Below are 24059 nucleotides of genomic sequence, written 5' to 3'. Positions count from 1 at the left end.
TGCCGACGTCCCGGCGAGCCCTCTCTGCGTTTCCCGCGGGGCTAGGCTGGAGCCATGTCCCAACCACGCCACCCCGCCGAACTGAACCCTAAAAGGGAACCCCAGCGGCGGCTGGCACTGAAGCCTTATGCCCGTGCCGTGGCACAGGTGCTGCGCGTCAGTTTCCGCGCGTCGCCGGGTGCCGTGCTCATGAAGGTGGCCGGATCACTGATCTCCGCGGTGCTGCCGCTGGTCACCACGTACTTTGCCGGCCTGACCACCACTGCGCTGGCGGCCGCCTACAACGGGGACGCCGGCGCCGGGCAGCAGGCCGTCGTGTACGTCATCATCACCGCTGCGCTGGGCCTGTTCTGGGGCGCGTTCAGCAGCGTGGACCGCTACATCCAGCAGGTCATGAGTTTCCGGGTCGGGGCCATCGTGGGCGACCTGATGTATGAGCGGTTCCTTGCGCTGGATTTCTGGCGGTATGACGACAAGGAAACCGTAGACCTCTACGACCGCGCCAAACGGTTCTCCGACTCCTACGCCAGGGTCCTGGACCGGATCGCGGCCATCTTCACGCAGTTGGTGTCGGTGGTCCTGGCCGTCGGCGCGCTGCTGCTGGTGAGCTGGTGGATTGCCGTGATCGTGCTGGTCGCGATCGTCCCCAGCGTCTACCTGCAGTTCAAGCTGTCCCGTGAGCAGATTGCACACTGGAACACCCAGGTGGATTCACGGCGGCAGCGGCGGATGATCGAGACCAACCTGCTCCGCCCGCAGCACATCGCCGAGATGCGCCTGTACGGGATCGTCCGGTACCTCATGGACTTCCGCTCCCGGCTCCGGGACGCCGACGAGAAGCGCAGGCTGGATTTCCAGAAGCGGTACATCCCCAAGCAGCTCGCCGCCGACGCCGTGCAGTACGCCGCGGAGGTGGTCTCGCTCATCTGGGTGGTCGGCCAGATCATCGCCCGCGCCCAGCCGGTGGGGCAGTTCCTCTACGTCCAGCAGATCGTCAGCAGAGCGCTGTCCACGGCGAACGGCCTGGTGTCCTCGCTCAGCTCCATCGACGAGGACCTGGCCAACCTCAAGGACTACGAGCTGTTCATGGCGCTGCCTGTCCATTCGAGCCACGCACCGCCGCTGCTGGAGGCGCCAAAGACCGTTGAGCTAAGAGATATCCGCTTCACGTACACGGGCAGCGATCTCGAGGTCATCAAGGGCATCTCCATGACCATCCACGCCGGCCAGCATATCGCCATCGTGGGGGAAAATGGCGCCGGCAAGTCCACCCTGATCCGCATCCTGGCCGGACTCTACCGGCCGGATTCCGGCCAGGTGATGCTCGACGGCGTCGACCTCGCCGCCGTCGACGTCACCTCCTGGCACCGCCACCTGGCGGTCCTGAGCCAGGAGTTCCTTAAGTACGAGTTCGCGACAGCAGCCGAAAACATACTCTTCGGCGATGTCGATTCGCCGCGCGACGACGGACGGATCCGGAACGCCGCTGCCGATGCTGAGGCCCTGGACTTCATCAACAAACTGCCCAACGGCCTGGACAACCACGTCAGCAACTGGATGGAGGATCCTCGGGGCCGCAAGGGGAGCGGACTCAGCGGCGGGCAGTGGCAGCGGCTCGCCATGGCCCGGAACTTCTACCGCAACGCTTCCTTCATGGTCATGGACGAGCCCACCTCGGCCATCGACGCGCTGGCCGAGCACCGGATCTTCACCCGGCTGTTCGCCGAGCGGAGCAGCACCATCATCGCCATCAGCCACCGGCTTGCCACGATCGAAAAGGCGGACATCGTGTACATGCTGGAGGAGGGCCGGATCGTGGAACAGGGCACGCACCGGGAACTGGTGGCCCTGCGCGGCCGCTACTTCCGGATGTTCGAGTCACAGCTCAGCGTTGAGGAGGCCGGCGGGATCTGAATGTTCACCAGTACTCACCGCCCTGCTTTATCTAACGACGTCCCAGCCACGCTGCATACAGGCGGTCGCGGTCACGGTGCAAATGCCTTGAATAGAGCATGCCCGCCGCAACCGGAAGCGGAAATGCAGCCAGGAACGCCAGGATGGGCAGTACCTCCGGGGATGTTCCTCGCGGTGTAGCGAACATCAAGGCCGTTACGATCACAAACATGGCGAGCACCGAGGCTATGGCGACACCGGGAACAATGCGGACATACTGTTCGGCGCGGGCGACGTCGTCGGCAGGTTGCGGTGGAGTGCGTGTAAACCTTGGTCCGATTGCCAACAGCCAGCCAATCCCCGAAATCCCCAGCCCCAAACTCGCGAGCACTAGGCCGTTCTCTGGATTTTGCCCTGTTGCGGCCAAAGCGGCCCCCTGGGCAACGCCCGGGATGGCGAAGACCACTCCCATCCACCAGAACCAGAAGACGCGGGCGCGGCGATGCGCGTACCCCAGTGCAAGATTCTTCGCATCAAGGTTGCGGGGCTCGGCCATCCCTATCATGGCGCGGCTGCCAAGAGGGTACGGATTACGTGGCCGGGTTGCTCCCCGCCGTCCAGGTCGCGGACACGGAGTTGTCCGTTTTCATCCAACGGGGCAGATGCGAGTTGCAGGGATCCGGCTTCGGATACCTTGATATTGGCAACCACAGGCGCAGCCGTCTCTGCGCTGTACCGCCGGGAGCTGACTATTCCTCCGCCCTCCTCGCTAATAGCCGCCACTGCGCCGTCCACCGTCGTCTGCACGAAATCCAGGAGGTCCACATCGTCCCGAAGCGGAAGGCACAAATACTCGCTTAGCGGTCGGAGGAAGATTGCTGCGCGGCCCGCAGGGGAGTCCACCAAGTAGCTGGGAGAAAAGGCGGCTGACCCGATCCGGGTGATGTCAAACCATGTGGAAGACGTTGCAAAGATGCGGGCCAGAATTTTCGCCTCGGCGAGCAGGGCCACTTCTTCGCCTTGGACTTCCACGGTATCCCGGATGTTCAGAGTGCCGATGCCTGCCCGCACCAAGTCGTGATCGTCTGCGAGCTCGGCAAGTCCAAGCACCCTGCGGGTCAGGGCTGTTCCTGCACCAGGCTCGAAAGCCAGCAGCGCCAGAATCTCGTGACTGGTCATGCGGTACGCCGCTGAGGGCGTGGCGGAGTCGGTCATCATGTCCTAATGTGGGGTAGTTTCCGGTCAGGGTGTGCAGGGTGTGCAGGGTGTGCAGGGTGTGCAGGGTGTGCAGGGTGTGCCCTAGCCGAATTCGAACTTACCGCCCGACCGCCCCTTGGCGTCCTTGGCGGTCCCCAACATATCCCTAACGCCGCCTACTAATCCTGCTCCAAAATCCCAGATTCTCTTGGTGACCGGAACATCGCCGGACATCATGCCCAGCAGTCCCCAGCCGAGCGCGACCCCGCCCAGCACTATGCCGGCCGGTGCTCCGAGGATGGTTCCAGTGGCCGCAATGGCCGCTACGGAGAGGCCGGCGCCGATGAAGCCGTCGGCCATTCTGAATGGATCCTTGCCCTCGAGTCCGGAGCCTATATCCAAGGCCCCGACAGCGGCTCCCAGCACGCCCAACACCTTGCCGACGGGCCTCATGAAGTCAAAAAACTTGCTGACTCCCTTTTCGATTTGGCCAAGGTCAGTGGTCCAGCTGAACTTGTCCGCCACGAACTGAATGGCACTGGCGATGTCGGAAGCGGCATTTCCGTCCTCGGCTCCGAACTTTTCCACCATCCATTCCACTCCTGAGGGCGCATGGTCATAGTTCGGGTCGGTAAATGCGCCGCCCCAATTCCTGCTTTTGCCCGTGGACGCCTGGACTGATATTCCCCTCGTGAGGGACGTATTCACACCGCCGGCACTGCTTGCCTTTTCCTGTTCGGCCGCTTGCGTCAGCAGCGACTTGGATTGATGCTCCAGGGACTCCGTCGCCTTGCTCAGCATCGGGCGCAGGGACGAGGTCCAGGCATTCCGGAATTTGTCCCCGTCGGCGCCCTTCCAGGCTGCTGACTGCAGAAGGGAATTCACGGTGGACTCCACGTTCTCAAGACGCTGCTTGGACTGGCCTATTGATTTGGACAGGGCGCGAAGCTGGTCGATGTCAGCACCGTAAATTCCAGATGCCATTGATTCCCCCAATAAGTTTGGTGCTCGCCGTCGGCGGCGGCCGTCCGGACAGTGCTCCAAGCTACCGCATCATCCAGCCGGCTTCGATGGGGAGTTGTCCCCAGCCGCGCGGATTTCCACCACGGTGGTCCGGACGCGGGCGAGGCTGGGCCGCACCGGAACGCTGCTGAACCCGAAGGTCACCGGAGGGCTTATGGGGGACAGCGGTCCAGCGTCCCTGCCTTCCCAGCTGACGACGGCGGAGCTCACGTTGTGCAGGTCGCTCACCCCGTAATACTCCAGCCTGCCGTTGCCCGCCGTGCCGAAGGTCCGGGTTCCGGTGCCGGCCGCAGTCACGAGCGGGCTGACTGCGGCCAGCCAGCTCGTGTGTACGGCAATCGGCCGGGGCACCGTCCGCAGCAGTGCGCCCAGCAAGGCCCGGCCGCCGATGCCTGCCCGAATCAGCAAGGGCCCGGCTTCGATCGTCAATGCCTGCCCAGTCAGGATGGCAGCGACGTCCACGACGCGGACCTCCTCGAAGCGGTAGGTGGCGGCAATGAACTCAGCCACGTCCTCCCTCGGTGCCAGCAGCAACCGCCGCCCCGAGGGCAGCTGGACCATGACGTCGGCAAACGGACCGAAGGGCGACTCCTGCCAAATCCCCGTCACCGCGCGCAGGCCGGAACCGGTTCCGATCCCCGCTATGTGGCCGTCGAAGATCCACCGGCTGCCCATCCAGCCACTCTAGCTGGGATAACCTAGAGCAGTGACTTACGAGATTGAGATTGGCCGTGGCAAGCGTGGGCGTCGTGCCTACTCCCTGGACGACATTGCGATCGTCCCCAACCGTCGCACCCGTGACCCCAAGGACGTCTCCGTCTCGTGGCAGATCGATGCCTACAAGTTCGACATGCCGGTCATCGCCGCCCCCATGGACTCCGCGATGTCCCCGGCGACCGCGATTGCGCTCGGCAAGCTCGGCGGCCTGGGCGTCCTGGACCTCGAAGGCCTCTGGACCCGCTATGAGGACCCGCAGCCGGTCCTGGACGAGATCGGCGCGCTCGCTGACGAGACCAACAGCCCGGCCGTCACCCGCCGGATGCAGCAGCTCTACCAGGCACCCATCCAGCCCGAACTGATCACCTCGCGGCTGGCCGAAATCCGCGCGGCAGGCATCACCGTGGCCGGAGCCCTCACCCCGCAGCGCACCCAGGAGCACTACAAGACTGTGGTGGCCGCCGGCGTCGACATCTTTGTGATCCGCGGAACCACGGTTTCCGCCGAGCACGTCTCCAAGGACCACGAACCGCTGAACCTCAAGCAGTTCATCTACGAACTCGACGTCCCCGTCATCGTGGGCGGTGCCGCCGGCTACACCCCCGCCCTGCACCTCATGCGCACCGGCGCGGCCGGCGTCCTCGTCGGCTTCGGCGGCGGAGCCACCACCACCACGCGCCGCGCCCTGGGCATCCACTCGCCCATGGCCTCGGCCATCTCCGACGTGACCGCCGCCCGCCGCGACTACATGGACGAGTCCGGCGGACGCTACGTCCACGTGATCGCCGACGGCGGCATGGGCTCCTCGGGCGACATCGTCAAGGCCATCGCCATGGGGGCCGACGCCGTCATGCTCGGCACCGCCCTCGCCCGTGCGGAAGAAGCCCCCGGAAAGGGCTGGCACTGGGGCCAGGAAGCGCACCACCTGGAACTGCCCCGCGGCGACAGGGTCAACATCGGGACTGTCGGTCCCCTGGAAGAAGTGCTCTTCGGGCCGGGCCACCACACCAACGGGACCTCCAACCTGATCGGCGCGCTCCGCCGCTCCATGGCCACCACCGGCTACTCGGACCTCAAGGAGTTCCAGCGCGTCGACGTCGTGGTTTCGCCCTACGCCGGAAACTGATCCGGCCGCCGGCAACACAGCCCCCGGCAACACAGTTCGCGCCCTGCCCATCGGCAGACGTTCGAAGTACTCTGGTGAACTACAACGTTCGATGAGGATGGAGGCCTGTCATGAACGGTTTCGGTGAACGTCCGGCGGCTGCCAGGGGTGCCCTGGGGCCCGAGGCGCGGGAGGCCGCGCTGGCCGCATTGAAGGCATCGGCGGAGCCCGGCAAGGAACTGGACATCCTCATCGTCGGCGGCGGCATCGTCGGCACCGGGGTCGCCCTCGACGCTGTGACCCGCGGCCTGAACGTCGGCATCGTGGAAGCCAGCGACTGGGCCGCCGGGACGTCGTCGCGGTCCTCCAAGCTCATCCACGGCGGCCTCCGTTACCTGGAAATGCTCGACTTCGCACTCGTGAAGGAGGCGCTGCAGGAACGGGGGCTGCTGCTTTCCGAGCTGGCGCCGCACCTGGCCCGGCCGGTGCCATTCCTGTACCCGCTCACCAAGCACTTCGTCGAGCGCCCCTACATCGGCGCCGGCATCGCGCTGTACGACGCCATGTCCATCTCCGGCGGGCACAAGCGCGGCGTGCCGTTCCACAAGCACCTGTCGCGGCGCGGCACCCTGCGCGCCGCCCCAAGCCTGAAGGACGATGCCTTCGTCGGCTCGATCCGCTACTACGACGGCCAGGTGGACGACGCCAAGTACGTAGCCAACCTGGTGCGCACTGCCGCCTACTACGGTGCCCACGCAGTCAACCAGACCGCCGTCGTCGACTTCCTCCGCGAAGGGGAGCGTGTGGTGGGCGCCAAGGTGGTCAACCGCGAGGACGGTTCCAGCTTCAACATCCGGGCGAAGCAGGTCATCAACGCCACCGGCGTCTGGACCGACGAAACGCAGGCCATGGTCACCGAGCGCGGCCAGCTGAAGGTGCGCGCGTCCAAGGGTATCCACCTGGTGGTGCCGCGGGACCGCTTCCAGTCGACTGTGGGCCTGATCCTGCGGACCGAGAAGTCCGTGCTGTTCGTCATCCCGTGGGGGCGGCACTGGATCATCGGCACGACGGATACCGACTGGCATCTGGACAAGGCCCACCCCGCAGCCTCCAGTAAGGACATCGATTACCTGCTGGAGCACGTCAACACGGTCCTGAAACGCCCCCTCACGCGGGAAGACGTGGAGGGCGTCTATGCCGGCCTGCGGCCGCTGCTGGCCGGGGAAAGCGACTCCACCGCCAAGCTCTCCCGCGAGCATGTCGTTGCCCATCCCGTGCCCGGCCTGGTGGTGGTGGCCGGCGGCAAATGGACCACCTACCGCGTCATGGCCAAGGACGCGGTGGACGAGGCGGCCCGCAGCATGGACGAGCGCGTGCCGCAGAGCTGCACCGAGACGATCCCGCTGCTGGGAGCCAGCGGTTTCCGGGCCGCCTGGAACCGCCGCAACCGGACAGCCGAGGAATTCGGTGTGCACGTGGCACGGGTGGAGCACCTGCTGAACCGTTACGGCTCCATGGCGTCAGAGGTGCTGGCGCTCATCCAGGAACGGCCCGAACTGGCCGAACCGCTGCCCGGGGCCGACGACTACCTGCAGGCCGAGGCGGTCTACGCGGCGACCCATGAGGGCGCCCGGCACGTGCACGACGTCCTGACCCGGCGGACCCGGATCTCCATCGAGGCCTGGGACCGCGGTGTGTCTGCCGTGCCGGTAGTCGCTAAGCTTATGGGAGAAATTCTTGGCTGGAGCGATGCGCAGCGGGAAAGCGAAATCAAGCATTACCTGGCGCGGGTGGAAGCCGAACGGCTGAGCCAGCAGCAGCCCGATGACGAGTCGGCGGACGCTGCCCGGCTGGGCGCGGAGGATATCGTCCCGCTGCGTTGAGACCGCAACCCGCCGCCGGACAGGCCCGGCCCCACTGAAGGGACACCACTTGGCGGAACCACTGGACCGTTACGACGCGGAACTCACCACACCTGACCTGGTGATCCTCGAAATGGACGCCGAGGACAAGGTGGACGCGGCCAGCCAGCTGGCCCGCAAGCTGTTCGACGCCGGCCGCGTCTCAGACCTCGAGGGTTTCCTGGGGCACGTCAACGCCCGGGAGCACCAGCTGGCCACCGGCCTGCCCGGGGGAGTGGGCCTGCCGCACGCCCGCAGTGAGTTCGTCTCCGAGACCTCGATCGCCGTCGGGATCACCAAGTACGGCAAGGCCCTGGACTTTGGCGCCGCTGACGGTCCGGCCACGGTGGTCCTGCTCATCGCCACGCCGGCGAGTTCCTTCTCCGACCACCTTGAGGTGCTGGCCACCCTGGCGCGGTCCCTGTCCAAGGAATCGTTCCGGGAATCGCTGCGCCGGGCCTACGACGCCGAGGTTATCGCCGAGCTCATCAACTCCAGCCTGGTCTTCTTCGACCACTGATCGTTGAACCCGGCTGCCCCGCTCTTGGGCGCCCTGCACAGCGCGAACGGACACTTGCGGCCCCTCTGCGAGGGGCCACAAGTGTACGTTCGCGCTACCCGCGGTTCGTTGTTCTACAGGAGGACGAAGTAACGTTAAGGGGTGTGGAAAACAGCCCTCCAGCCCCGGTGGATCGCAGGCCTGGTCTTTGCGATCGCCGTTTCGGGTGTCTTTGTGCTCCTGAGCCAGTGGCAGTTCGGCCGTTCCACGCAGCCCGAGGTGCCGGTCAACTCCGCCACGGAACAGGTCAAACCGCTGACCGAAACGCTGCAGCCCGGTGACTTCTTCCGGGCTTCCGTGGCCGACCAGATGGTGTCCGCATCCGGCAGCTACGATGCCGCGAAGCAGGTCCTCGTGCCCGGCCGCCTCAAGGACGGCAAGACCGGATACTGGGTGGTCACCGCCTTCGCGGTGGCGGATGCCCCCGTGCTCAAGGGCGTGGCAGCCTCACCGAAAACCTACATCCCGGTGGCCCGCGGCTGGATCGCTGAACCGGCGAAGGCCGCCGCCCCGCCGTCGGGCACCATCCAGCTGACCGGACGGCTGCTGCCGTCCGAGGCGCCGGTGCCCAACACCGCCCCCGAACCGGGCCGGGCGACCGCCGTCTCCGTCGCTGAACTCATCAACGCCTGGAACGTCAGCAGCTACCCCGCCTTCGTTTCCGCCACGGCGGAAAAAGCAGGAACGGACGACGTCGGTGCTGCCGCTGGCAGCGGCCTGGAGCCGCTCAATATTCCCGCCCAGCCCCCGGCCGAGAAGGTCAACTGGCTGAACCTGTTCTACTCCGTGGAGTGGATCGTGTTCGCCGGCTTCGCCCTGTTCATCTGGTGGCGGCTGGTCAAGGATGACCACCGCAGAAGCCTCGAGGACGCCGAGGATGACGACGGACCAGAGCACACCCAACCCCACGAGATCCAACAAAAGGTACAGCCATGATCGAACCCAAGCCGGCCATCCAGCCCTCGAACCCCGCCGGGGCGGCGAAGAAGCGACGCTTCGGCGGCACGGAGGCGCAGATCCGCTCCGCCCTGAAGTTCTACAAGGTCATGGCCTACCTCACCGGTGCCATGCTGCTGCTGCTGTGTGCGGAGCTCGTTGCCCGCTACGGCTTCGGCCAGTACCTCTTCGCGGGCGGAACGGACGCCCTGACCGGCCAGCCGTTCGGCTTCGGCTTCGCCCAGGCCGAACCGAAGGGCGTCCTCGGCGGGTTCAACGTGTCCGTCACCGTGCTGATCGTCCACGGCTGGATGTACGTCGTGTACCTGATGTCCAACTTCCGCCTTTGGACGCTCATGCGCTGGCCGTTCCTCAAGATGATCCTGCTGGCACTCGGCGGCGTCATCCCGTTCCTGTCCTTCATCGTGGAGAAGAAGTTCCATGCCGAGGTCGAGGCCGAACTCGCCGCCAACCCGCAGGCTGCCAGCCGCTACTGATCGGCGTTCCGTGCGTCACAGCGGGCCCGCTCAAGGTGCGTGGGGGCAAGCGCGCCAAGTAGGCTAGTACGGTGACTACTCCCACTGCATCCCAAACTTCCCAGAAGCCGGTGCTGGTAGTTGACTACGGTGCCCAGTACGCGCAGCTAATTGCCCGCCGCGTCCGGGAAGCGAATGTGTATTCGGAAGTGGTTCCGCATACCTACAGCACTGAGCAGCTCCTGGCCAAGAACCCTGCCGCCATCATCCTCTCCGGCGGCCCCGCCAGCGTTTACGCCGACGGTGCTCCGAGCGTCGGCGCCGACCTTTTCGAGGCCGGTGTCCCGGTCTTCGGTATCTGCTACGGCTTCCAGGCCATGGCGAACGCCCTTGGCGGCAAGGTAGACAAGACCGGCCTGCGGGAGTACGGCTCCACCCAGACCACCATTCTCGGTGACGACCGTTCCATCCTGGAGGGAATGCCGCAGCACCAGAACACCTGGATGAGCCACGGCGACTCCGTCCACGCGGCACCCGAGGGCTTCGAGGTGCTGGCCACCACGGCAGGTGCCGAGGTGGCCGCCTTCGCCAACGAGGAGAAGTGCCTGTACGGCGTGCAGTGGCACCCCGAGGTGAAGCACTCGGCCTACGGCCAGCAGGTGCTGGAGAACTTCCTGTTCAAGGGCGCCAAGCTGGAACAGAACTGGACCACGGGTGACATCCTCGAGGAGCAGGTGGAGCGCATCCGCCAGCAGGTCGGCGATGCCCGGGTCATCTGCGGCCTCTCCGGCGGCGTGGATTCGGCCGTTGCCGCCGCCCTTGTCCAGCGCGCCGTGGGCGACCAGCTGATCTGTGTCTTCGTCGACCACGGGCTGCTGCGCGAAGGCGAGGCCGAGCAGGTGGAGCGCGACTTCGTTGCCGCCACCGGCGTGAACCTCTACGTGGCCAACGAGCAGGAGCGGTTCCAGTCCGCGCTGGCAGGCGTCAGTGACCCCGAGACCAAGCGCAAGATCATCGGCCGCGAATTCATCCGCGCCTTCGAAGAGGCCGAGCGCGCCATCATCGCCGACGCCGCAGCGCACGGCGAAAAGATCAAGTTCCTCGTGCAGGGCACCCTGTACCCGGACGTCGTCGAATCCGGCGGCGGCGAGGGTGCAGCAAACATCAAGAGCCACCACAATGTGGGCGGGCTGCCTGAGGACCTGCAGTTCGAGCTCGTCGAGCCGCTTCGTGCCCTGTTCAAGGACGAGGTGCGCGCCGTGGGCGCCAAGCTCGGCCTGCCCCAGGAAATCGTCGGCCGCCAGCCGTTCCCTGGCCCCGGCCTGGGAATCCGGATCGTCGGCGAAGTCACCAAGGAGCGCCTGGACCTGCTCCGCAAGGCCGACGCGATCGCCCGTGCCGAGCTGACCGCCGCCGGACTCGACAACGACGTCTGGCAAATGCCGGTGGTGCTTCTCGCGGACGTCCGCAGCGTCGGCGTCCAGGGCGATGGCCGCACCTACGGCCACCCGATCGTGCTGCGCCCCGTCTCCTCCGAGGACGCCATGACCGCGGACTGGTCACGGCTTCCCTACGACCTGCTGGCCCGGATCTCCAACCGGATCACCAACGAGGTCGACGGCGTCAACCGGGTGGTGCTCGACGTCACCAGCAAACCGCCGGGAACCATCGAGTGGGAATAGCGTTGTAAAAATGGCCGGCCTCCGCGGGGAGGCCGGCCATTTTTGCATCCCGGCGGCTGCGCTTTCCCGGCGGCCGCATGTGCGAAATGCGCCGCAACTTGGGCCGCCCAGTGTTGCGGTCTCTCAACCGCGGCGGGTTTCCGGCTACGCTCGAAGCTATGCCCGTATGGTCCAAGGCGTCACGTGCAAGCGCAGAAAAGAAGGCAGTAGTGTCAGTAGGTCAGCTCGACTCCGAGGGTTCGGAGGAGCTCCGGAAGTGGCTGTCCGGGCTCAAGCCCGTTACCGGGGCAGACACCATGCTGCGCTTCACCAAGACGCCCGAGGGTTCCATCGACCTTACGCATGCGCATCCTTCCGGCCTGGCGCAGCTCATGGCAGGGCGCCGCACCCGGCTCTCGACGCTGATCCGTGACCAGCAGCAGTACGTAGTGGCGGCGCGCGCCTGCCGGAACCTGCGCTCCAAGATCTTCGAACTGGCCAATGACCGCGGCATCGAGGCCGGGTACTTCTCCGCCGGCACCGTGGTGTGGACCTCCGCCGTCGGAGGCAAGCCGCAGCGCGTCTCGGCACCGGTGATGCTGACCGCCATGTCGCTCACCATCCGCCCCGGGGAAGACGACTACGAACTGCAGCTCACGGAGCAGGCGCACATCAATCCGGCCCTGATCCGTCACCTGAAGACCATCCACGGGATCGTGTTCGACGTCAACGCCGTAACCCGGATGGCATACAGCACCGCGCGGTTCGACCCCCTTCCCGTGCTGGACCGGATCAGCACCCTGGTCAAGCCGATCCACGGCGCCGACGTGGAGCACAACCTGCTCGTCTCGACCTTCGCGGACCTTTCCGGGAACCTCGACGATCCCTGGATCAACGGGCAGAACGCGCTGGTGTCATCCCTGGCCAAGGCCGCGTCCGGCGAAGTCATCGACGTGCCGGAGCTCCAGCCGGGGCGCTTTCCCAGCGTGGACGAGCGGGACCCGGGGGAGGAGCTGCTCCTCCTCGATGCCGACGCCGACCAGCAGTACGTGATCGACGCGGTCCGTGCGGGGGACTCGCTGGTGGTGAGTAGCCCGCCGGGCACCGGCCAGACGCAGACTGCCATCAACACGATTGGTGCGCTGGTGGATGAAGGCAAGACCGTCCTGGTGGTGGGGGACCGGCGTGCCAGCCTGAACGAAGTGGCCGGGCGCCTCGAAAACCTGGGCCTGGAGTCCATCCTTTTCCAGCTGACCGGAAACGCAACGCCGCAGCAGCTCAAGGGCCAGCTGGTGCGCGCCATCGTGCGCAACGAGAAGGCCCAGGAGCCGCAGCTCGGCAGCCTGCACAAGACCCTCACCGAGCACCGCCACGCCCTTCTGGACCATGTGGCCTCGCTGCACAACGTGCGGCAGCGGTGGGGCTGCTCGCCGTACCAGGCCATGCAGTCGCTCGCTGAGCTGACCTCCATCCAGCCCGCACCCGCCACCACCGTCCGCCTGAAGCGCAGCGTCCTGGATAACATCCGGGACCGCGAGGAGCTGGCGGGCCGGCTGAAGCGGGCGGCCGAACTGGGGGCGTTCAGCAGGGCATCGACCACCAGCCCCTGGCATGGTGCACGCCTGGTGACCCGCAAGGAAACCGAGGAAGCCCAGGAGCTGGCGCGTTCAGTGGCGAAGAAGCTGCCGCTGCTGCAGGAACGGATGAAGGACGTGTCCAGCCACGCCGAAATCCGGCTGGGTGCCACCTTCGCCGAATGGGGCTCCCAGCTCAAGCTCCTGGTTGCTGTCCGCGAAAGCCTGGACAAGTTCACGCCGGACATTTTTGACCGGCCCGTGACTGACCTGATTTCCGCGACGGCGTCGTCCTCCTGGCGCCGGGAACGCGGCATCGACATGGCCTCCATGCAGCGCTCCCGCCTGCGCCGGGTGGCCAAGGAGTATGTCCGCCCGGGGGTGCACATTTCTGACCTTCACAGCTCGCTGGTGCTGGTGCAGGAACAGCGTGCCCAGTGGGCCGGGTACGCCACCACGCAGCGGCACCCGGCCGTGCCGTCAGGCCTCGCCGAAATCAGCATCATGCACCGGGGTCTTACCCGCGAGATGAAGATGCTGGGCGAGGCGCTGCGGCATACGGCGGCGGGCGGTTCGCTCGAGACCATTCCGTACCCGGAGCTTATGGAGCGCCTGGAACTGCTGGTCGCGGACACCCAGACGCTGCAGACCCTGCCCGAACGCACCCTGCTCATCGAGAACATGCGCGAGCATGGGCTGGGGGAACTGCTGGCAGACCTCGCGGAACGCGAGGTCGGGGCAGAGTCCGTCGCCGCGGAACTGGACCTGGCCTGGTGGCAGTCGGCGCTAGAGGCGATGATCAGCGGGGACGACTATCTGGCGATGTCCGACGGCGATGCGCTGCGCCAGCTTGAGGCCGAGTACCGCCTCGCGGACAACGCCCACATCGCCAGCGGCGCAGGCCGGATGCGGTGGAAGCTGGCCGAGCGCTGGCGCGCAGGCATCGAGGAGCATTCCCGCCAGGCGGACCTGCTCCGAAGCCTGCTCAAGGACGGACGGGTCACGCTGGCCGCGCTGACGGCGCAGGCCCCCGCGCTGGTTCCCATGCTGGTGCCTGTCTGGTCGGTCAGCCCCTACCTCATGACCGGGCTCCTCCCCGCCGAGCAGAAGTTCGACGCCGTGGTGATCCTCGACGCCGAGGCGACGTCGCTGCAGGCCGTGCTCCCCGCCGTCGCCCGTGCCCGGCAGGTGATCGCCTTCGGTGACGACAAGATCGCCAGTCCCCGCACCTTCACGGTGGCCGTCGAGCGGCTCGCGGCCGGTGAGCAGTCGCACCAGAGCGTCGAAAGCGCCTTTACCGCACTTTCGGCGGTGCTGCCGACGGCGCCGCTGCGCTCGGTCTACCGTGCGGTGGACGAGGACATGGTGCTGCAGCTGAGCAAGAACTTTTACGACGGCGGCCTCCGCCGGCTGCCCGAGGGCCAGTCGGCCACGGGGCTGGACCGTGCACTGACGGTGGAGTACCTGCCCGACGGCACCGGCCTGCCCAGCGCAGACCATGAGGGCGTCGAATCGGTGGTGGCCGAGGTGAACCGCGTGGTTGACCTCGTGTTCGAACACGCGCGGCTCCGGCCCCGGACCTCGCTGGCGGTGGTGACCGCCAGCCTCCGGCACGCGGCACGCATCGGCGAGTCCATCCGGCTGCAGCTGCCAAACCATCCCTCGCTCTCCGGATTCTTCACGGCAGGAGAGGAATCCTTCAGGGTTGTTGACCTGGAACGCGCCCAGGGGCTGGTCCGCGACCGCGTGATCTTCTCGCCGGGCTACGGGCGGACGCCGCACGGCCGGGCCCTGCACAGCTTCGGTCCGCTGTCCGCCGAGGGCGGCCGGGCCAAGTTTGCCCTGGCCATGACCAGGGCGCGGCAGTCGCTGCACGTCCTGACCTGCTTCAAGCCGGAGGACCTGGACCGGACCCGGCTGGCCCATGGCGCCGTCGACCTCTACGAACTTCTGGACCGGGAGATTGCCGGCAACACCAACCTGGGAACCCCCGCGTCCAGGGCAGCGGCCAGTGAACAGGCACTGGGGGCAGATCCGCTGGTTGCCGATCTCGGTGACCGGCTGCGCGCCCGCGGTGCCCGCGTCTGGCACCAGTACGACGGCGCCATCGATGTGGTGGCCGCCGCCGACCCGCTGAGCACCATGGGTCAGGACGACGCCGACATCCCGCGCCCGGTGGCCATCGAATCCGACGGCACCGAGCAGTACCGGCAGATGACCGTCCGGGAACGGAGCCGGCTGCGCCCCCAGCTGCTGGAGCGGCTCGGCTGGCGGTACATGCCGCTGTGGACCATCGAGGTCTTTACCGATCCCTCGGCCTGCGCTGACAGGATCGGCGGGTACCTCGGACTGGAGAAGCCCGCCCCTCCGCTGCGTTCCTTCGGGACGCCGGGCTTTTTCCTGGATGACGACGTCAGCACCCTTGCCGTTGACGACTTCGAGCCCGAACCCGAACCTCAACCTGGACAGGATGACCGGTACGGCATCGGCCAGGACGACCGGTTTGTGGAGGAGGCGGACGGGATCGCCGCTGATCGTGCGGCGGGTGACGTCCACCGCGCCGATGCACACCACGCCAATGCTGGCGCGGCTGACGCTGCTTCAGCAGAGCATGGGGCCGCTGACCGGGAAGATGCCGGCACCGGCTCGGCCGACATGGACGGTGCCCGAAATGAGGCTGCCGGCAAAGACGATGCCGAGAATGAGGCTGCCGCCAAGGTCCAGCAGGTCGGCGAGCGGAAAGAGGACCTGCGATGACATCCGACGATGCGGTGAATCCGAACGACGTGCCTGCTCCGCCCACAGGGGAGAAGCCTGCCGCCCGGGAGGAGAAAAGCCCGGAGGAAAACAGCCCAGACGAGAAGCCTGCCAGGGTAAGGCCGGTGAAACCCCTGAAGCACCAGCAGGGCGACGGGGTGGTTCCGAAGAAAGCGGCCGAGGATGATGCGCGTACCTGGGGCGACTCTGAATCCGACAACGACCACGACGCGTGGCTGAAGGAGCAGAAACCCCCGCACTGGGGTTGATTGGAACGCCGGGGTCGGTCGGCGCACTGGGGCTGACGACGAGGGCGTGGAGCCGGGTCAGCGTGCATTGGATCCGACGAGCACGAAAAACAGCTTCCCCTGGGTTGACGCACCCGCCAGGGCGCCGGCCTGGTCCGGTGTGGCAGCCACAACCAGCAGCCCGTCGGAATCGCCGGCAGCAAGCCACTGGCTGCCCTGGCTTTCCTGGCCGGAGGTCCACAGGACGGGCACCGACCGGGCGAGCACCTTTGAAGCTGATGCCTGCTCGTAGCCGTTGCCGCTGGTCAGGACCACGTTCACGAGCTGCCCCGGGGAAACCAGCTGGATGGAGGAGGGATCCGCCATTCGCAGCGGAACGGCGGCAGATCCGGGCGGCGCGCCGGTCAGCAAACCCGGCCCCACCAGCTGCGCATCGGTCAGGAGCTGGCCCTTGCGAAGCGGCGCGGCCAGCTGCTTGCCGGTCACTCCGGGGTTGTGTGCGAAGGTCCCGTCCGGCACCAGGGCCGGCGGCACGCTCACGGGTTTGAGGTCACTGCCGCTCAGGTTCGCGCCGGCCGGAAGATCACGGGCAGCGGCCAGGACGCTTACGGTCAGGGCAGGGGCGGGCGTCAGTTGGTGAACGGCGATCCCCGCCGCTGCGCACAGGAGGAGCGCCACGGCAAGGCGCCGGTTACGGTTCAGCCATCCCGAAAACCGCTGTCCGCGCGGGCGGTGGCGGACCGCCGGGCCGGGCAAGGGGTTGCGGCGCCCTCGGCGAACGGCCGGACGGGTTGCCCTTGCGGGGAAAATTCCGGTAGCTGGCATGCCGCCACGCTACTGGCCATCCGCTGGGCCGCGGCAGGTCCGGACAGCCGTATGTGGAAAAGCCGTCCGTGGAAAAACAAGGAGTCCGGCCGGGTCTACCCGGCCGGACTCCTGAAGTTTAAGGCGGCTGCGGTTCGAAGGCGGCAGGCGCCGCACGAACCTGCCTAGCTTGCGGCTGCTGCTGCCGGGGCAGCGGATGAGGCAGCAGGCGCAGCTGCGGTGGCCGGCGCTGATGCAGCGGGGGAGGCCGAGACGGTGCTTCCCTTGGAATCGCGCGAATCAGTCCGGTAGAAGCCGGAGCCCTTGAAGACCACGCCCACGCTGTTGAACTTCTTGCGGAGCGTGCCCTGGCATTCGGGGCAGGACGTCAGAGTGCTGTCGGTGAAAGACTGCACGATGTCGAAGGCATGGCTGCAATCCTTGCAGGCATAGGCATACGTGGGCACTGTAGATCCTCCTCTTGGACAAACGACAGGTCCCGTGCTGCCTGGCGTCACTTCCCGGATTCTCCTTGTCGGATCACCTCGGCGGAAATGTCTCCATTAGCAGTCGCAGGGCCTGAGTGCCAATTCTAGCACCCCGCCCAGGCGAGGTCACGCGAAGGCTACCAGCCCGGAGGGCATGAGCACTGCCTCGACGGGACGGTCGAAGTCCTCAGCAGGGATGGTCTGTGCGGGCAGGAGTTCGGAGTCGTAGATGATGGCGGCCTTGGGCAGGTGCAGGCCGCCGGCGTTGGCAGCAGCCAGAAACTTGTCGTAGTAGCCGCCGCCCTGGCCGATCCTGTTGCCGCTGCGGTCCACTGCCGTCGCCGGCATGAACATCCCGGCCGCAGTCCGTACAGTGTCCAGGCCGTGGCGCTCGCCGGCCGGTTCCTGGATGGGCGCATACCTGCTGCGGATGAACTCGCTGTCCGGAGTCCAGAAGACCCAGCTGAGCTCCCGGTCCGGTTCGCACACCGGGAGCAGGATGCTGTGGCCAGCCTCATGCAGCGCGTGCAGCAGGGGGAGGGTTGGCGGTTCGAAATCGACGCCGAGGTAGGCGGTGAACGTGGCCGGCTTGCCCGCGGCGATGGCCTCGGCCCAGGGCAGGCCGTGGGAGGCGATGCCATCGCCGGCGTTTGCGAGGTCCGTTGCTGTCAGCGTGGCCCGGATCTGCCGGTGACGCGCACGGATCCCGTCCTTCGACTGGGTGGTGCCTGTGGGCATGATGTCTCCCTTTGTCGCGGGGCAGGCGGCCGTGCTCCTGCCGGAAGCATTTACCGTATGAATGTTCCCTCGGATAGATTAGACCAGTGACTTCCACCAATTGTTCAGTCCGCAAGGCCGTGATCCCCGCAGCGGGACTCGGCACCAGGTTCCTGCCGGCCACCAAGGCCATGCCCAAGGAGATGCTGCCGGTAGTTGACAAGCCGGCCATCCAGTACGTCGTTGAAGAAGCCGTCAAAGTCGGCCTGAGCGACGTCCTGATGATTACGGGACGCAACAAGCGCGCGCTTGAGGACCACTTCGACCGCGTCCCGGCCCTGGAAGCGACGCTGGAGGCCAAGGGCGACACCGCCAAGCTGGAATCGATCCAGGCCGCGAGCAACCTCGGCGACATCCACTATGTCCGCCAGGGTGACCCCAAGGGCCTTGGCCACGCGGTGCTGCGTGCACGCCAGCACGTCGGCTACGAGCCGTTCGCCGTTCTCCTCGGCGACGACCTCATCGACGCCCGCGACGAACTCCTCAGCACCATGATCGAAGTGCAGGCCAAGACCGGCGGTTCCGTGGTGGCCCTCATCGAGGTGGAGCCGTCCCAGATCAGCGCCTATGGCTGCGCGGACATCTCCGAAATTGACGGCGAGGGCTTTGTCCAGATCAACAAGCTGGTGGAGAAGCCGGACGTCGACGAGGCGCCCTCGAACCTGGCGGTCATTGGCCGCTACGTGCTCCACCCCGACGTTTTCGATGTCCTGGAGAAGACCGAACCGGGCCGCGGCGGCGAGATCCAGCTGACGGACGCGCTGCAGGAGCTCGCCAGCAGGGACGGTGAAGGCGGCGGCGTATACGGCGTGGTCTTCCGCGGGCGCCGCTACGACACGGGGGACAAGCTCAGCTACCTCAAGGCCTGCGTGGAGCTCGCCATCGACAGCGATGACCTCGGACCAGGTCTGCGTGACTGGCTTCCGCGAGTCGCCGCCCGTTTGTCCGAGTAAGCCCTCATGAGGGTCAGCCACATCTGGCCGGTCACTTTGGAATGCGGGGATATCGTCCTGCGCCCCATCAGGTACCGCGACCGGAAGGAATGGACTGAGGTCCGTTCGCGCAACAGCGACTGGCTGGCGCCCTGGGAAGCATCCAACCCCATCCCGGGCGGGGCGCTGCCCGATTACCGGCAGATGGTCAAGTCCCTGAACACACAGGCGGCCCAGGCCACGGCGCTGCCCTTCGTGATCGCGGAGTGGACACCCGGATACCGTGACCCGGTCATTGTGGGGCAGCTCACCGTCTCCTCCATAGTGTGGGGATCCGCGATGATGGCGACTCTCGGCTACTGGGTCGACCAGGCCCGGGCCGGCCACGGGATTGCCCCCACCGCGGTGGCGATGGCAACCGACCACTGCTTCCGGACCCTTGGCCTGCACAGGATGGAAATCAACATCCGTCCGGAAAACGGTCCGAGTCTTCGCGTCGTGGAAAAGCTCGGATTCAGGGACGAGGGCTACCGTCCGCGCTTCCTGCACATCAACGGCGAATGGGCGGACCACCGCTCCTTCGCACTGACGTCAGAGGAGATTCCCGAAGGCCTCCTCAGCCGCTGGCTGCGGGTCAGGCCTGCCTGAGCGCCGAACGGCAGAGCCGCTGGTCAGGGCGGGGTTGTCCACATAATTCCACTGATTCGAACCTCGGTCGCGACACACCGAGATGAATGCCACACCAGCCCCAACATTCCTCATACGGTTTTGTGTGTGGACTTCCCCCTTAGCAGCTCAGTCATCCTTGTGGCTGCTGTCGCGCTCTGGATCGTTTGGGTTGCCCCCTACGTGCTCCGCAACGGCCGGCACCAGTTCCAGGTTGCCGGTGACCTGACGCTGGAGGGCGTCGACGCCGAAACTGCAAACCCGCAAGCCGGGACGGTTGTATATATGGCCGCCCAGCAGGAGAAACGCATGGACACCAGGAAGAGCAGCGAACCAGCAACGGGCCCCACCCCGGCTCCGTCCGGCAGCAGGGCTGCCGCGAAAGGGACCGGTGCCTTTCGGATCCGTTACGGGCGGACGGCCATCGCGTTCGTCGGGCTGCTGTCGTTCCTCACGGCGGTTGTGGCCGGAGTCCTGCGGCTCTTCGGGCTCGGCAACCCTTGGGTTCCTGGCGCGGCGTTCCTGACTGGTGTTGCCGCCGTCGTGGTTTTGCGGCGTCTCGCGGTTCGCGACCGCCGCAGGAAAGTCAGCGCCGCGTTTAAGGCCGCCATGGCTTCTCCTGCCAGCCGGGAGCCCGCCGCCGAGCGCCGCGAGGAGGCAGCGCCCGCTCCGGAACCCGTGAAGCCCCGGGAAAGTGCGCTTTTCGATGCCGAGGCGGAAGCACTGAAGCCGAAGCCCCTGACCGCAGCCGAACTCCGCGAGGCTGCACTCGCGGTGGCGATTGCCGCGGGCGACGAAAGCGCCGCAGCCCCGGTGCAGGGCCCCGAGGCCCCATCTGAGTCCAGCTGGGAGCCAGTGGAGATTCCCAAACCGACGTACGTTGAAGCGGCCAAGGCGGAGCGTCCGGCACCCGAGCCGCTGGCGCTGCCCGAGGCTCCGAAGTCCGTGGGCAAGCCTTCGCTCAAGCAGGGGCCGGCTGCTGCACCTCCCGTGGCATCGCCGAATGCCGCGCCCGCCAAACCGCTGACCAAAGCCCAAAGCGCGCTGAGCAACCTCGATGACGTCCTGCAGCGCCGCCGCGCGTAGCCAGCGCCCGGTACCGTGTGGGGCGCCACGGTAATGGTCCGCGTCTGCATTGCCGGCGGCACCGGCCAGGTCGGCCGGGCAGTGGTGCGCCAGGCACTGGACCGGGGACACGCCGTCGCCGTGCTGAGCCGGAACCCGCCGCTTCCGGGAGCCCGGGGCTATTACGACGGCGCCGCTTACTTTCGCGCGGACGTCACCACCGGTGAAGGGGTGGCAGAGGCGCTGGCGGGTGCCGACGTCGTGATCGATTGCCTTGAAGCGCGGACCGGCAAGGCGCTCAGGAACTATGCGGCTGGCGGGGCGGTGCTACTGGGCGAAGCCGCGGCCGCCGGCGTGGCCCGGGCGGTACAGCTCTCCATCGCCAACTGTGACCAGAGCACTCTCGCGTATTACCGGTCCAAAGCGGACAAGGAGCGCGTGTACGCAAGATCGCCGCTCGAAACCCGGACGGTGCGGACCACGCAGTTCCACAGCCTGCTGGCAGGCATTTTCGCCGCGGGTTCCCGCGTTGGCCTGGTGCCGGTGATCAAGGGTGCCCGGTTCCAGACCATCGCCCCTGCCGATGTGGCGTCGGCGCTTCTGGAAGCCGCACTGCAACCGCCGTCCGGCGATGCGCACGCCTCGCAGACAATCGGCGGGCCGGAAGTGCTGGACATGGGATCCCTGGCAAGCACCTGGAAGCGGATAACCGGCGGCAGGGGCCTCGTGACAAACCTGCCGCTGCCTGGCTCCACGGGCAGGTTTCTGCGTGAAGGAAAAAACCTGGCGCCCGGGCAACGTTACGGAGACACGACATTTGAGGCGTGGTTGGCAAACCGGCAAGAAAATTTGTAGCCTAGGGAAACCGGCGCTGGAGTTCCTTCGGGAAACGGCGCCACGGGGTTATAGCTCAGTTGGTAGAGCGCTTCGTTCGCATCGAAGAGGTCAGGGGTTCAAATCCCCTTAACTCCACAAATGTGACACCCCCGGTCCTCGGACCGGGGGTGCTTTGTTTTTTCGGCTGGTAGCCGCGCGCGGAGATGAAGGTGAACTCTGTGAGGATTTCGCCGGTGCCGTGTTGGACGGCTGTGGCGGCCAATCGGCAAAGTCTGCGCATGTTTGGATAGGAGAAGACAAAACCGCGGCTGGGGGACTGATGGAGCGATTTGATGGCTGACTACTTGAACTACATCAATATGACCAAGAAGCAGTCCGAGGCCGCATTCCAGGAGTATTTGGAGGAGCGCGTGCCGGCGCTGGAGCGGCTGCGGGGATCCCTGGCGGCTGACGGGCAGGACCCGGACGCCCTCCTTGATGGCTCCGTCGAGAGCCTGGTTCCCCTCTGGCGGTGGATCCTGGCCCACCTCACCCGCGCAGACGATCCCGCCGCCACAGACACCACCAGTGTGCCGCGGGTGCAGTGGCCCTCGTGGGGCTCGGTACGGCTTCGAGAAAGTAGGGAAACTCTCGCTGGAATCGCTGTTCCTGCTGGACGGACTGGTGTCCTACCTGGGCGACGTCGTGCAGCACCGCGCACCAGGGGCGCGGTGGGAGATCGCGCACCACCGCATCAAGCGCTACCACCTCAACAAGCACCCTGTCCTGGTCAGCGGCACGGGGGAGGACCACCACTTCCTCCCCGATTTGCCGAGGGCCCGCGCCCACGGCAACCTCACCGGCTTCCGTGAGTCCCCGGATGACGCCATGGCCGTGTACGCACGCGGTCTCATCGAGCAGCTGAACCGCGGCGACCAGCCGGATGATGAGGAGATGGCCGAGGACGAGCCGCTCGTGGAGGTCGAAGACCTGGGCGATGACGCACTCCGCGGCCGTGAGCTTGAGGTGTCATTGCGGGAAGACATCGTCTTTGAGCACAACCGGGTGGTGGGCCGCATGCTCAAAGCCCTGAAACAGGAAGACGGCATCACCAGGGTTATCCGCGAGGACCGCGAGATCCTTCTTGTCGCCACACCGACATGGAGTACCCCTCAGCTTCAGGAGTGGGTTGCGCGCTATCTGCAGGACAACATCCGCGATCTGCGGCCGGTCTAGGCACCCAGGACAACAGAAGGAGTGGACGTGGGTGCTTCATCTGAGACACGCCGCCCTCAGCAGACGGACTGTTCGTAACCTTATAATCGGAGCATGCCAATCACGCCCCTCAACCGAGGCCTCCATGCCCAGCAGCCCGAGCTCGTGCAGCGCGGGAGCGACCTGTGAGCGGCGGTCTCGTCGCCCTGCTCGACGACGTCGCAGCCCTGGCCCGCATTGCGGCTGCCTCGGTGGACGACGTCGCGGCCGGCGCCGCGAAGGCTAGTGCAAAGGCCGCCGGCGTGGTGATCGACGACGCCGCAGTCACCCCGCAGTACGTCTCCGGGGCTGACCCGTCCCGTGAGTTGCCGATGATCAAGCGCATCTTCTGGGGCTCGCTCCGGAACAAGCTGCTGATCATCCTGCCGGCTCTGCTGGCCGTGAGCGCCTTCATCCCTTGGGCCATTCCGTTTATCCTCATGTTGGGCGGCACGTACCTCTGCTATGAGGGGGCCGAGAAGGTCTGGCACAAGCTCCGTGGCCACCATGCCGCGGACGAAGATGAGCCGGCGGTGGAGAGGGGACCGGAGGCGGAGTCCAGGGTCATCAAGGGCGCCATCACCACCGACTTCATCCTGTCCTGCGAGATCATGGTCATCTCGATGAACGAGGTCGCCGCCGAATCGTTGTGGGCCCGGGCGCTCATCCTGGTCCTCGTGGCCTTCGTCATCACGGTCGCCGTCTACGGCGCCGTCGCACTGATCGTCAAGATGGACGACGTCGGCATGCACCTCGCTGCCAAGCAATCCGCGAGCTCCCGGCGCATCGGTGAGATGCTCGTCAAGGGAATGCCCTCGGTACTGGCCGCGATCACCTTCGTCGGCACAATCGCCATGCTTTGGGTCGGCGGCCACATCATGCTGCAGGGAGCCTACGACCTCGGCTGGCACGGACCGTATGACATAGTCCACGCCCTCGAACATCCTTTCGCCGAGCTCGCCGTGGTGGGCGGCTTCCTTGCCTGGCTCGTCAACACCTTGTGCTCTGCCGTCATCGGCCTCGCCTGGGGCCTTGTCGTCATGGCCGTTGTTGGCCCGCTGCTGAAAGTGCTGCCGTTCGGCAAGAAGAAGGGCGGGCACGCAGAAGGTGACGTCCGTGCTGCAGCCGCCGGCCATAGCCCCAAGAACCCAGACCCCGGACCAGCCTCCTAGCTGGCTGACAGGGAAGCTCGCCGTGGCGTGATGGCCTA

At 66.4% G+C, this 24059-nt stretch carries 22 protein-coding genes and 1 tRNA gene; 16 read left to right on the top strand and 7 right to left on the bottom strand.

The genetic code is table 11. From position 1 onward, the window contains the following. Positions 1–54 precede the first annotated feature (54 nt). Positions 55–1914: an ABC transporter ATP-binding protein gene (locus ACFTR6_RS02480; protein ID WP_076801358.1), complete on the top strand. Its 1860-nt coding sequence runs from the start codon at positions 55–57 to the stop codon at positions 1912–1914. Between the two features lie 31 nt (positions 1915–1945). Here ACFTR6_RS02480 and ACFTR6_RS02475 read toward each other — a convergent pair whose 3' ends face one another. From ACFTR6_RS02475 to ACFTR6_RS02460, 4 genes are all read right to left on the bottom strand, one after another. Continuing rightward, complete coding sequence (locus tag ACFTR6_RS02475) at positions 1946–2449, bottom strand: hypothetical protein (protein WP_377956748.1); 504 nt, start codon at positions 2447–2449, stop codon at positions 1946–1948. A gap of 5 nt (positions 2450–2454) precedes the next feature. After that, a complete protein-coding gene (locus ACFTR6_RS02470) occupies positions 2455–3111 on the bottom strand; it encodes a hypothetical protein (protein ID WP_377956747.1) in 657 nt (218 codons plus the stop codon). A gap of 81 nt (positions 3112–3192) precedes the next feature. Next, positions 3193–4074, bottom strand: a complete 882-nt coding sequence (locus ACFTR6_RS02465) for a hypothetical protein (RefSeq protein WP_377956746.1) — start codon at positions 4072–4074, stop codon at positions 3193–3195. A 69-nt stretch (positions 4075–4143) separates the two neighbouring features. Further along, positions 4144–4788, bottom strand: coding sequence for a hypothetical protein (locus ACFTR6_RS02460; protein WP_377956745.1), 645 nt, complete (start codon positions 4786–4788; stop codon positions 4144–4146). Positions 4789–4819: 31 nt separating this feature from the next. Here ACFTR6_RS02460 and ACFTR6_RS02455 point away from each other — a divergent pair, with 31 nt between their 5' ends. From ACFTR6_RS02455 to ACFTR6_RS02420, 8 genes are all read left to right on the top strand, one after another. Further along, positions 4820–5956, top strand: a complete 1137-nt coding sequence (locus tag ACFTR6_RS02455) for a GuaB3 family IMP dehydrogenase-related protein (protein WP_377956744.1) — start codon at positions 4820–4822, stop codon at positions 5954–5956. Between the two features lie 110 nt (positions 5957–6066). Then, positions 6067–7818, top strand: coding sequence for a glycerol-3-phosphate dehydrogenase/oxidase (locus tag ACFTR6_RS02450; RefSeq protein ID WP_076801371.1), 1752 nt, complete (start codon positions 6067–6069; stop codon positions 7816–7818). 49 nt (positions 7819–7867) lie between these two features. Then, positions 7868–8356: a PTS sugar transporter subunit IIA gene (locus tag ACFTR6_RS02445; RefSeq protein WP_076801374.1), complete on the top strand. Its 489-nt coding sequence runs from the start codon at positions 7868–7870 to the stop codon at positions 8354–8356. A gap of 141 nt (positions 8357–8497) precedes the next feature. After that, entirely contained in the window at positions 8498–9331 is an 834-nt protein-coding gene (locus tag ACFTR6_RS02440; RefSeq protein ID WP_377956743.1) for an SURF1 family protein, read from the top strand. Next, positions 9328–9828 (top strand): DUF3817 domain-containing protein, encoded by a 501-nt coding sequence (locus ACFTR6_RS02435; RefSeq protein WP_076801379.1) that lies wholly within the window; start codon positions 9328–9330, stop codon positions 9826–9828. Before ACFTR6_RS02440 ends, ACFTR6_RS02435 begins: the two co-directional genes overlap by 4 nt. Positions 9829–9899: 71 nt before the next feature. Next, positions 9900–11489, top strand: coding sequence for a glutamine-hydrolyzing GMP synthase (gene guaA, locus ACFTR6_RS02430; protein ID WP_377956742.1), 1590 nt, complete (start codon positions 9900–9902; stop codon positions 11487–11489). A gap of 158 nt (positions 11490–11647) precedes the next feature. Further along, positions 11648–15799: an AAA family ATPase gene (locus tag ACFTR6_RS02425; protein ID WP_377956741.1), complete on the top strand. Its 4152-nt coding sequence runs from the start codon at positions 11648–11650 to the stop codon at positions 15797–15799. Beyond that, entirely contained in the window at positions 15796–16068 is a 273-nt protein-coding gene (locus ACFTR6_RS02420) for a hypothetical protein (RefSeq protein WP_076801386.1), read from the top strand. The genes ACFTR6_RS02425 and ACFTR6_RS02420 overlap by 4 nt, the downstream gene beginning before the upstream one ends. A 57-nt stretch (positions 16069–16125) precedes the next feature. On the opposite strand, the gene cpaB is transcribed toward ACFTR6_RS02420, so the two are convergent. The 3 genes from cpaB to ACFTR6_RS02405 form a co-directional block, all read right to left on the bottom strand. Then, complete coding sequence (cpaB, locus tag ACFTR6_RS02415; RefSeq protein ID WP_377956740.1) at positions 16126–16725, bottom strand: Flp pilus assembly protein CpaB; 600 nt, start codon at positions 16723–16725, stop codon at positions 16126–16128. Between the two features lie 311 nt (positions 16726–17036). Next, positions 17037–17318 (bottom strand): FmdB family zinc ribbon protein, encoded by a 282-nt coding sequence (locus tag ACFTR6_RS02410; protein WP_377956738.1) that lies wholly within the window; start codon positions 17316–17318, stop codon positions 17037–17039. 147 nt (positions 17319–17465) lie between these two features. Further along, entirely contained in the window at positions 17466–18077 is a 612-nt protein-coding gene (locus ACFTR6_RS02405) for a 5-formyltetrahydrofolate cyclo-ligase (protein WP_377956737.1), read from the bottom strand. 86 nt (positions 18078–18163) lie between these two features. Between ACFTR6_RS02405 and galU the strand changes: the two genes are divergently transcribed. From galU to ACFTR6_RS02370, 7 genes are all read left to right on the top strand, one after another. Then, the gene (gene galU, locus ACFTR6_RS02400) at positions 18164–19069 is read left to right on the top strand and encodes a UTP--glucose-1-phosphate uridylyltransferase GalU (RefSeq protein WP_076801396.1); all 906 of its coding nucleotides are present in this window, start codon (positions 18164–18166) and stop codon (positions 19067–19069) included. 6 nt (positions 19070–19075) lie between these two features. Further along, complete coding sequence (locus ACFTR6_RS02395; RefSeq protein ID WP_076801398.1) at positions 19076–19696, top strand: GNAT family N-acetyltransferase; 621 nt, start codon at positions 19076–19078, stop codon at positions 19694–19696. 126 nt (positions 19697–19822) lie between these two features. Continuing rightward, the gene (locus tag ACFTR6_RS02390) at positions 19823–20800 is read left to right on the top strand and encodes a hypothetical protein (protein ID WP_377956736.1); all 978 of its coding nucleotides are present in this window, start codon (positions 19823–19825) and stop codon (positions 20798–20800) included. 33 nt (positions 20801–20833) lie between these two features. Further along, positions 20834–21634: an SDR family oxidoreductase gene (locus ACFTR6_RS02385; protein WP_377956735.1), complete on the top strand. Its 801-nt coding sequence runs from the start codon at positions 20834–20836 to the stop codon at positions 21632–21634. 44 nt (positions 21635–21678) lie between these two features. Beyond that, positions 21679–21751: transfer RNA gene (locus tag ACFTR6_RS02380), tRNA-Ala, on the top strand. Positions 21752–22279: 528 nt separating this feature from the next. Beyond that, a complete protein-coding gene (locus tag ACFTR6_RS02375; protein ID WP_377956734.1) occupies positions 22280–22831 on the top strand; it encodes a hypothetical protein in 552 nt (183 codons plus the stop codon). Between the two features lie 164 nt (positions 22832–22995). Next, positions 22996–24021, top strand: coding sequence for a DUF808 domain-containing protein (locus tag ACFTR6_RS02370; RefSeq protein ID WP_377956733.1), 1026 nt, complete (start codon positions 22996–22998; stop codon positions 24019–24021). Positions 24022–24059: the final 38 nt, after the last annotated feature.

The organism is Arthrobacter sp. NPDC057009 (assembly GCF_042673905.1).
Lineage (GTDB): Bacteria > Actinomycetota > Actinomycetes > Actinomycetales > Micrococcaceae > Arthrobacter.
The sequence above is the reverse complement of the archived record's forward strand: the minus strand, read 5'-3'. Positions and strand labels throughout refer to the sequence as shown.